At 61.6% G+C, this 9,492-nt stretch carries 6 protein-coding genes; 4 read left to right on the forward strand and 2 right to left on the reverse strand.

The annotated features are described in order from the left end of the window. Window positions 1-83: 83 nt before the first annotated feature. The 4 genes from ACILSL_RS14595 (at window position 84) to ACILSL_RS14610 (ending at window position 5,876) form a co-directional block, all read left to right on the forward strand. Entirely contained in the window at window positions 84-311 is a 228-nt protein-coding gene (locus tag ACILSL_RS14595) for an AbrB/MazE/SpoVT family DNA-binding domain-containing protein (RefSeq protein ID WP_395732777.1), read from the forward strand. After that, a complete protein-coding gene (locus tag ACILSL_RS14600) occupies window positions 308-694 on the forward strand; it encodes a type II toxin-antitoxin system death-on-curing family toxin (protein WP_395732778.1) in 387 nt (128 codons plus the stop codon). The genes ACILSL_RS14595 and ACILSL_RS14600 overlap by 4 nt, the downstream gene beginning before the upstream one ends. Window positions 695-858: 164 nt before the next feature. Beyond that, entirely contained in the window at window positions 859-1,530 is a 672-nt protein-coding gene (locus tag ACILSL_RS14605; RefSeq protein WP_395732779.1) for a spermine synthase, read from the forward strand. A gap of 116 nt (window positions 1,531-1,646) precedes the next feature. After that, window positions 1,647-5,876 carry a PAS domain S-box protein gene (locus ACILSL_RS14610; protein ID WP_395732780.1) on the forward strand — a complete coding sequence of 1,410 codons (4,230 nt, stop codon included), beginning with the start codon at window positions 1,647-1,649 and terminating at the stop codon, window positions 5,874-5,876. A 16-nt stretch (window positions 5,877-5,892) separates the two neighbouring features. Here the strand turns inward: ACILSL_RS14610 and ACILSL_RS14615 are convergent, their stop codons facing one another. Together ACILSL_RS14615 and ACILSL_RS14620 are read right to left on the reverse strand one after the other, a co-directional pair. After that, window positions 5,893-8,676: a hypothetical protein gene (locus ACILSL_RS14615; RefSeq protein WP_395732781.1), complete on the reverse strand. Its 2,784-nt coding sequence runs from the start codon at window positions 8,674-8,676 to the stop codon at window positions 5,893-5,895. A gap of 97 nt (window positions 8,677-8,773) precedes the next feature. Further along, the gene (locus ACILSL_RS14620; RefSeq protein WP_395732782.1) at window positions 8,774-9,400 is read right to left on the reverse strand and encodes a L,D-transpeptidase; all 627 of its coding nucleotides are present in this window, start codon (window positions 9,398-9,400) and stop codon (window positions 8,774-8,776) included. Window positions 9,401-9,492 lie beyond the last annotated feature (92 nt).

Raw genomic sequence — 9,492 nt, forward strand, 5'->3', positions numbered from 1 at the left:
TTTGTCCACTTCGGTGTTCTGACTCCAAAACAATCGAGCCAGGAACACCCTTGACGTAACAATATCCGCAATCACACTTCCACATGGCCTTCGAACTCAAACTTCGCAAAGTCGGCAACGCCGTCGGCCTTGTGCTGCCGAAGCAAGCACTGGCTCACCTCAAAGTGGAGGAGGGAGACACGGTCACACTCACTGAATCTCAGGACGGCATCCGGCTCACTGCAGGCAACCCCGAGTTCGCCAAAACCATGGCCGTCTTTGAAAGCCTGAACCGCCGCTATCGCAACACCCTTCGCGAGCTGGCCAAATGAAAGAGCCCTACTGGCTGACCCGTGAGGAGTGCCTTGCATTGCATGACATGATGCTCTCGGACTACGGCGGTATCGCAGGCCTGCGTGACGAGCATCTGTTGGAGTCCGCCATCTCCAGGCCCCAGCAATTGTTCCACTACGGCAAGCTCACCCTTGCAGAGATGGCGGCAGCCTATGCCGCAGGCATCGTGAAAAACTATCCCTTCCTCGATGGCAACAAGCGTACAGGCTTCATGCTCGGCGCAGGCTTTCTCGAACGCAACGGCCGCGAATTCCACGCCACCGAAGCCGATGCTGTGTTGCAAACCCTGGCCTTGGCTGCGGGAGAGACGACTGAAGCAGCCTATGCAGAATGGCTGCACAAGAACTCGAAACGCGCCTGATGGCATGCCCAGCAAGGAAGAGGTGCTTCCCCGCCTTTTTGCGTCCCTTCTTTGCGTCTTTTTGCGGCCATCCAATTCTGGTCATTCACCATTGCACCCAGCCCTCTCCGCGCTCCTGTCACAGGCCGTGGAGCCCCATGTCTTTCACGGGTGCCGACCTCCCCATGAAACCCTTCCTTCTGCTGGCCACTTCCCACACGCCTGACGGCGCGGAGCTGACCCTGCATTCGCACGATTCAAATTTCTATCTGCGCGTCAACCGCCAGCCCCTCATGGGCACCAATGCCTCCGAGTCCGAAAAAGTCCTCGCAGAGCTCGCCTGCGCACGCCTAGGCTCAGGCACGCCCCGCGTCCTCATCGGCGGCCTCGGCTTCGGCTTTACCCTGCGCCGTGTGCTGGAACTCGTCAGCCCCGCCGCCCACGTGCAAGTCGCCGAGTTGCTGCCCCAGGTCGTCGCCTGGAACCGTGAATTTCTCACCGCCGTCAACGGCCACCTCCTCGACGACAAGCGCGTCGAGATCACCGTAGACGATGTCTTCCAGGTCATCTCCCGCGCCCCCAAAGGCCACTACGACGCCATCCTCCTCGATGTGGACAACGGCCCCATCGCCATGGTGCAGGACGGCAACTCACGCCTCTATCAGACCCAGGGCTTCTCCGCCATCACCCACGCCCTGAAGCCCGGCGGCCGCGTCACCTTCTGGTCCGCCAGCACGGATCACGCCTTCGCCAAACGCCTCTCCAAAGCAGGCTTCAAAGTCGAAACCGTCGCCGCCAAAGCCTACCCGCAGGCCAAACGCTGCACGCACACCATCTTCGTCGCAGAGCGCCGCTAGCCCTCCCAGGATTGAAAGCTCCGCAGCCAGCAAGCCGCGCCCCCTTCCAGCATCATTTCACCCTGGTTAAATCCATGGCTATGAAAGAACTGGACCCCGCCCTCCCTATGTAAAAAGTGCTGATCCAACATAAAATTCAGGCGGGATTTCTCATCGCTCTGGTCTTCTTGCTCCTCACCGGTGTCAGCGCCTGGTGGAGCGAGCATGAAAATGGGGCCACCTTTGACTCCTTTGACCACACCCACCGTGTCAATGACACCCTCGACGAGATCCTCGTGGAAATGCTCAACATTGAAACGGCCAACCGCGGGTTTGTCATCACCGGGGATGAGTCATTCCTGCACCCCTATCAGGCAGGTATCATCGCGGTGCCAAAAGCCTTCGCGACAGCGAAACGTTTGATGTCTGAGAATCCCCGGCAGCAGCAGCGCCTGGCGGCTCTGGAGCCGCTGGTTCAAGAAAAACTCAATCATGCCGGCGAGGTGATCAAACTGCGCCGCAGCAGTGATGCCACCGCAGCACTTCAGTTCATCAGCCAGGGCCAGGGCATGCAGACCATGGAGGAAATCCGCAAAGTGATCATCGCCCTCAAGGCCGAGGAAAGCCAGCTCATCCCGGACATCAAGACCCGGTCCAGAAAGCTCTCCACCACCACGATGACCATCGTGGCCTTCGGCGGCATCCTCTCCCTCGGCATGATCGGCTTTGCCAGCTTCCTCGTCCGGCGCGATTTCGAAAAACGCCAGCAGGCCGAGGCGGAGCGCGAGCTCTTCTTCACCGTGCCGCTGGACATGCTCTGCATCATCGGCGCAGACGGCTACCTCAAACGCGTCAATCCCGCCTTCACCCAAATTCTGGGCTGGAGCGCCAGGGAGCTGACCTCGCGCCCCTACATCGAGTTTGTGCACCCGGATGATCGCGCCGCCACGCAGGCCGAAGTCGCGCGCCAGATGGCCGGAGGCGAGGGCGTCCTTCAGTTTGAAAACCGCTGCCTGCTCAAGGACGGCTCCTCCCGCCTCTTCTGGTGGAAGTCCGTCCCGCAGCCCGGCGAGGTCGTCATTGCCACCGCACGCGACGTGACCGAGCAGAAAGCCGCCGCTGAAATCCTCCGCTCCCGCGAGGAAAAGCTCTCCGTCACGCTCAACTCCATCGGCGATGCCGTGCTGGCCACGGACGCACAGCGGCGCATCACGCGTCTGAATCCCATCGCGGAACACCTCACCGGCTGGACCCTGGCCGAGGCGCTGGGGCGTCCGGTGGATGAAGTCTTTCACATCATCAATGAAGAAACCCGTGCGCCCGCCCTCATCCCCGTGGATGACGTGCTGGCCACCGGCGAAATCCACGGCCTCGCCAATCACACCGTCCTCATCTCCCGCGATGGCACCGAGCGGCCCATCACCGACAGCGCCGCTCCCATCCGCGATCCCGCAGGCCGCATCATCGGCGTCGTGCTGATCTTCCGGGATGCCACCAAGGAGCACGACCTCGAACGCATCTTGCGCGACAGCGAGGCTCTGAACCGCGCCGTGATCAATTCCATGATGGCCAACATCGCCGTCGTGGACCGCCATGGCACCATCATCACCATCAACGATGGCTGGGAGCGCTTCGCACTGGAAAACGGGGCGGACGCCTCCCTTTCCGCCGTGGGCGTGGGCGCCAATTACCTCGATGTCTGCCAGCGTTCGATGCAGGAGCTCGGCGATGAAGCGCGGCACGTCATGGAGGGTCTGCGCAGCGTGCTGGATCATTCACAGCCGACTTTCAAATACGAATACGCCTGTCATTCGCCCACCGAGCTCCGCTGGTTCACCATGCAGGTCTCCCCTTTGTCCAGGAAGGAAGGCGGCGCCGTCATTGCCCAGATCAACATCACCGATCGCAAACGTGCCGAGCAGGTGCTGGAGGATTTCAAGTCCGCACTCGATGAGCACGCCATCGTCGCCGTCACAGACGCACGCGGCATCATCACCTATGTGAACGACAAGTTCTGCGCCATCTCCAGGTATGCGCGTGAGGAGCTTCTCGGCCAGGGGCATGGCCTCATCAATCCCAAGCATCATCCGCAAGACTTCATCGATGCGCTGTGGCACACCATCAGCAGCGGAAATGTCTGGAAAGGCGAGATCAAAAACCGTGCCAAAGACGGCTCCTTTTACTGGGTGGACACCACCATTGTCCCCTTCCTCGGCGCAGACGGCAGGCCCGTGCAATACATCGCCATCCGCGCAGACATCACCGCCCGGAAGCAGGCGGAAGAAGAGATCCGTCAGTTCAACACGGAGCTCGAGCAGCTCGTCGCCCAGCGCACCAGCGCACTGCAGGAGCGGGAGGCGCAGCTGCGTGAGGCCCAGCGCATCGGCCAGATGGGCAGCTGGCATTTGGATCTCGTCGACAACCACCTGAAATGGTCGGACGAAATCTTCCGGATCTTTGAGCAGGATCCCCACACCTTCCAGGCATCCTATGATTCATTCATCCAGGCTGTCCACCCCGAAGACCGCAGCCTTGTGACCCGCGCCTACGAGGAGTCTGTGCGCGACCACACCACCTATGAGATCGAGCACCGGCTGCTGCTGCCAGACGGTCGCATCAAGTTCGTGGAGGAGCGCTGTGAGACGGTTTATGACGCCGCCGGCAGGCCCCTCCACTCCCTCGGCACCGTGCAGGACATCACCGAGCGCAGGCAGGCTCAGGAGCGGGATGCCGCGCATCTCCGCAAGCTGCACCTCCTCTCTGAGCTCAGCATGCAGCTCTCGGGAGATCCCGGCGTCGTGTTCGAGGAGGTCGTGCGCATGATCGCCAAGCTCTTTGACGTCCCCGTGGTCTGCCTCTCCGAAGTCGTCGGCCAGGAGCTGCAGATCAAGGTCGTGTGGATCAACGGCCAGATCAAGCATGACGCAGGCAGTGTGCCACTTTCCACCAGCCCCTGTTCCTTGGTGGTAGACAGCAAAAAACTCAGCGTCTGCAATCAGGTGCAGGAGCGCTTCCCCCGTTCATCCTTTGTCCGCGACCACCATGCCAGCGCCTACTGCGGCATCCCCTCGCTGGACGCCCACGGCAACGTCGTCGCCGTCACCTGCCTCATCCACCCCACCCCGCATGAGTTCATCGAGGAGGATCAGGAAATCCTGCGCATCATCGCCCAGCGCGTCGCCATGGAGCTCGAGCGCAGCCGCAACCTCGCCGAACGCAAAAACATGGAAAGCCTCGCCCTGCGCTCCCAGCGCATGGAGGCCATCGGCACGCTCTCCGGCGGCGTGGCGCATGATCTGAACAACGCCCTCGCCCCCATCCTCATGGGGGTGGAGCTGCTCAAAATGAGGTGCCCCCAGGAGTCGCAGATTCTGGACATGTTTGAAGCCAGCGCCAGACGCGGCGCGGAGATGGTGCGCCAGCTCCTCACCTTCGCCAAAGGCGCGGAAGGAGAGCGCGTGCTCCTTCAGGTGGCGCATCTCGTCAGGGAAATGGAGAAGCTGATGCAAAGCAGCTTCCCAAAAAACATCCAGCTGGTGGTCACCAGCGCGACCGAGCTTCCCGCCGTGCTCGGAGATACCACGCAGTTGCACCAGGTGCTGCTGAACTTGTGCGTCAACGCCCGCGATGCCATGCCCACCGGCGGCACCCTCACCCTGGAGGCACAGCCCCTCGTGGTGGATGAAGCCTTTGCCAGCTCCGTGCCCGATGCCCGCCCCGGCAGCTATGTGGCGCTCCGCGTGCACGACACCGGCACCGGCATTCCCAAGGAAATCCTCGAGCGGATTTTCGACCCTTTCTTCACCACCAAAAGCCCGGACAAAGGCACCGGCCTCGGCCTCTCCACCGTCATGGGCATTGTGAAGAGCCATGGCGGATTCCTGCAGGCCTCTTCGCAGCCGGGCCTGGGCTCCACCTTCACCGCCTGCCTCCCGGCCAGTGTGGCGGAAGGTGGCGTGCCCTTCGCGCCCGCAGCAGCGGTCTCATGCCGTGGCCAGGGGGAAACCATCCTTCTCGTGGATGACGAAGCCGCCGTACGCGAGATGGCCGGCGTGGTTTTGCAGCGGCTGAACTTCAACCCTGTCACCGCCACAGACGGCGCGGACGGTCTGCAGCTGGCCATGCGTCACAAGGCCGGCCTCCGTGCCATCATCACAGACCTGCACATGCCCCACATGGACGGCCTCGCCTTTGTACGCGTGCTCCGCCTGCTCCTGCCGGACATCCCCGTCGTCGTCGCCAGCGGCCGCATGGAAGATCCCCAGGCCGCAGAAATGAAAGCCCTCGGCGTGACCCATCGGCTCGACAAACCCTTCACCGAAGGCCAGCTCGCCGAAGTGCTGCACGAAATCCTTTCGCCCAAGTAACTGCAAGCCTCCACCCCTACGGCACCCGCTTCCACTCCGTCCCGTCAGACCGTCTCAGCGTCTGCCCGTCCTGCGAGATGTGGAAGTGCTGCACGTCATTGTCACCCTTCACCACGACGGCCTCGTCGTCGGACTGCACCATCCATTTGCCATCCCACGGGCGCACCACCCAGTCCTCGTGCCAGCGTCCGTCATCGAAAAACTCCAGCGTGGAGTCACCGCGCTTCCAGTGCGTGTGCTGCCAGCGCGCCTTGCGGGCGGCGCTCACCTCCTCTTTCGTCACCGCCTTGCGCAGCACCACCAGTGAGGCCTCCGGCTGCGGGCGGCTTTTCAGGCGGCAGTACCGCTGCTCCCCCTTCCCTGGCCAGTTTTGAATCACGAACCCGCTGTGGTCCGCATTGAAGACCAGCTTGCGATCCTGCGCCAGCCGCAGGGTCTGGCCGTCCTTCACTGCAAAGCGGTGCATCTGCCTTTCATCCGGCGCTTTGAAAAACCGGAACTCGCGGCCGCTGGCACGGAACGTCACCTCCGCAAACTCCGGCTCATTCTCCGCCTTGCTGAAGCTCCACGTCGTTTCATCCAGATAGTCCAGCAATTGCTGCGCCGTCATCTTCGTGTCTCCGGGCAGCGCCCCGCTTGCGGGCCGCAGCGTGTAGTCATCCGGCAGGCGGCGGGCCTCGGCCTTCAGCAGGCGCGTCGTCGCGCCGCTGGGGCAGAGCAGATGCCCCAGCCCCACACGTCCGTCACGCATCCGTTTCAGCGGCGGGAAAGGCTCCAGCGTGTCATAGGCCGTGCAGTCGGTGTACACTTTGCAGCCGTTGACCGCATACGTGATGCGCCCGTCGTGACAGATGATTTCAAATTCGAAACGCCCGACGCCATCCCCCAGCAGCGCATCGTCCACCGTCGAGTCAAACTTCCCGTCCAGCATCTCCACCCGGCTCCCGATTCTTTCGAACTGATGCACGCAGCTGACCCAGCGCGCCGACTCCTCATCGCGTCCGTAGCCCAGCATGACCCCCATGCCCGCCTCGGCACGCGCCCCCTTGATTTCAAACACCCCGCGCATCTGAAAATCATCACCGATCCGTCCGTTGTGCAGGATGAATGCCGAATCACCCATGCCCACGTTCGTCAGCACGCCCTCCTCCGTCGCGGTCCAGTTCCCTTTGTCCAGCTGCCAGCACAGCAGCCGGGGCTCGATGTTGAGCGACACCCACCCGCCCTTGGCGAACTCCTGCTCAAATCGCACCGACGCCAGCTTGGAGGCCACCAGTTCATTGTCACTGCCGCCCGGCTTCGCCAGCAGCGCTTCGTACAGGCGCACCGCTTCCTCCAGTCGTTTGGCCTTCCACGCAGACTCCGCCTTCTCCCATTCATCCTTCCAATCATGGGCATAAAGCTCGGACTCGCCGCGGATGTCGCGCTCGTTCGTTTTGAACGGCAGCATCACGATGATGGCAGGCCGGTTGAATCGCTTCGGCTGGGATTTGAGCACCTCCGTGGCCCGCGCATACTCCTCACAGGCCCAGGCATGGATGCCCAGCATGGACAGCGCATTCTCCCGCTGCACCTCGTTCCGCGCGTCCTTCACTTTTTGTTCGGACAGCGCCAGCGTGGTCTCCTTCACGATGACATCCTCAAACACCTTCCGTCCCATATTGGATTCATCCAGCACATCCCCGAGGATCTTGAAAAAGTAATACGGCACCTGCGTGTCGTAGCGGTGCGTGCGGGCGCACATGATGCCAAAATCCAGCATCTTCTCATGGCGTCCACCCCAGCGCGGCAGCAGCCCGTTCAGCCACGCCTTGTAGGCAGGCAGATAGTCAAACTGCGCCGTCAGCGCCCGGTTGAGCCATTCAGCACTGTCCTCCTCCACCACTTTCCCTGCCACGATGCTGAGGTCCAGCATGTTCGTCGCCGGCTGCGGGTATTCAGGCCGCAGCTCCCAGGCCGCGCGGAATTTCTCCGCCGCTTTCTTCGAGTGCTCTGCACCGACCTTCCCGTCAAACGGGTCTCCGGCAGAGCCCTCGCCCAGCCTTCCCTTGCGCAGTTCAAACGCCCCCTTCAGCATCAGCTGCGCATACTTCGACTTCAGCGGCGTCTCACAGATTTCCGCCACCTTCTTTTCATCCGTGGTGAAGACCTCTTCATAAAACAGCGGCACCAGGTTCTCCGCCAGGATCTCCTCATCTTCCTCAAGGTAGCTGCCGTCCAGCAGCGAGAGCCTCGCACACTCCATCAGCGTCCGGTCATAGGTCCTGTCATCTCCCTTTTGCCCGGCATCACGGCGGATGTCCTCAAAGGTGACGATAAGAAGGTAGCGCACCGTAGGCAGGATCGTCTGCGCCAGCTTGTGATTGTAGCCACGTTTAAAGGCCGCCGCACATGCAGGGAAATCACGCGTGCTGTCATGGATGGCCCAGCACTGCAGCCAGTAGAGGAGCGGATCATCCACCCCCTGCTTGATCAGTTCCGCGCAGTCGCTGGCCAGGTTCGCAGAGCTGTAGCTGAAATCACGTTCAGCATGATTTTTCAGCAGCGGAATCCCGCGCCGCACCACCTTCACAGCCCTCTCCTTCACCTCAGCGCTGCCGCCAGGCCTCGCCGCAAACGGCTGGATGCACACCCGCTCGCACCACGCCAGCCACTTCTTTTCATAATCAACCGCCAGCCGGCTCCCCGCCGCCTGCGCCAGTTCCGGCAGATCACTCCGGTCTTTGATGAACTGGCTCCGTGCGCTGATCTCCATCAGCGCCACTGAGCCCAGAATGAACAGGCAGGTCTTCGTCGTCATGGTCAGTGCAGTTGGCTTCCTCCCGCCACCTTGGGACTCAGCCCACCTCCGGCAACCTATATTAATCCACCCTCGCCCCAACTTAAAAACTCCTATCCTACGGCACCACTTGTACCGGCGTGCCCACGTGCACCTCGCGGAAAAACTTCTCCGCCATGTGCCCCGGCAGGCGGATGCAGCCATGCGATGCGGCGTAGCCGGGCAGATACCCCTGATGCATGCCCACCCCGCCATAGATGCGCATGAAGTAGTACATCTTCGCCCCTTCAAACCGCGTGCCCGGCGGCCTGCGGTCCTTGCGGTTGTCGATGTTCTGCATGATCACATTGCCCTGGTAGTCCTCGTAGTCGCCGTAGATGGAGGATTTGTGGCCGATGTCCTTCTCCATCACATGGTACTTGCCGGGCCGCGTGTCATACCCCTCCGCCCCGGAGGAAATGGGCGAGCCACCCGCCAGTTCGCCCCGCTTGAAGAGGTACACCATCTGCTCGCTGAGATTGATCACCACGCTGGGCTTGCCGCGCATCTCATCCGCATACCAGAAGGAGTTGTCGTTCGGGCCAAACAATCCCGTCACCCCTTTCCACACAAAGCGCGAGGCCCGTGGGATGTCACTGGTCACAAACCTGCGGCTGTAATGAAACGCATTGTTGCCCGTGTTTTTCACCGTGTTGCAACTGACGAGACTGAGCGAAAAAAGAAGAAGCAGCCGGAGTGACCTCATGCAAAACAGCAATGCTTCCGGGATTGCGATTTGCAACGCGAGAGAGATTAAAATTTCAGGAAGTCCGATGGGCACTCCCACCTCCCCCCGCC

This window comes from Prosthecobacter sp., from assembly GCF_044222345.1.
GTDB lineage: Bacteria > Verrucomicrobiota > Verrucomicrobiia > Verrucomicrobiales > Verrucomicrobiaceae > Prosthecobacter.

Coding starts and splice junctions, on each gene's coding strand:
- ACILSL_RS14620 (WP_395732782.1), bottom strand. CDS start 9,400: ATGAGGTCACTCCGGCTGCTTCTTCTTTTTTCGCTCAGTCTCGTCAGT.
- ACILSL_RS14615 (WP_395732781.1), bottom strand. CDS start 8,676: ATGACGACGAAGACCTGCCTGTTCATTCTGGGCTCAGTGGCGCTGATG.
- ACILSL_RS14595 (WP_395732777.1), top strand. CDS start 84: ATGGCCTTCGAACTCAAACTTCGCAAAGTCGGCAACGCCGTCGGCCTT.
- ACILSL_RS14600 (WP_395732778.1), top strand. CDS start 308: ATGAAAGAGCCCTACTGGCTGACCCGTGAGGAGTGCCTTGCATTGCAT.
- ACILSL_RS14605 (WP_395732779.1), top strand. CDS start 859: ATGAAACCCTTCCTTCTGCTGGCCACTTCCCACACGCCTGACGGCGCG.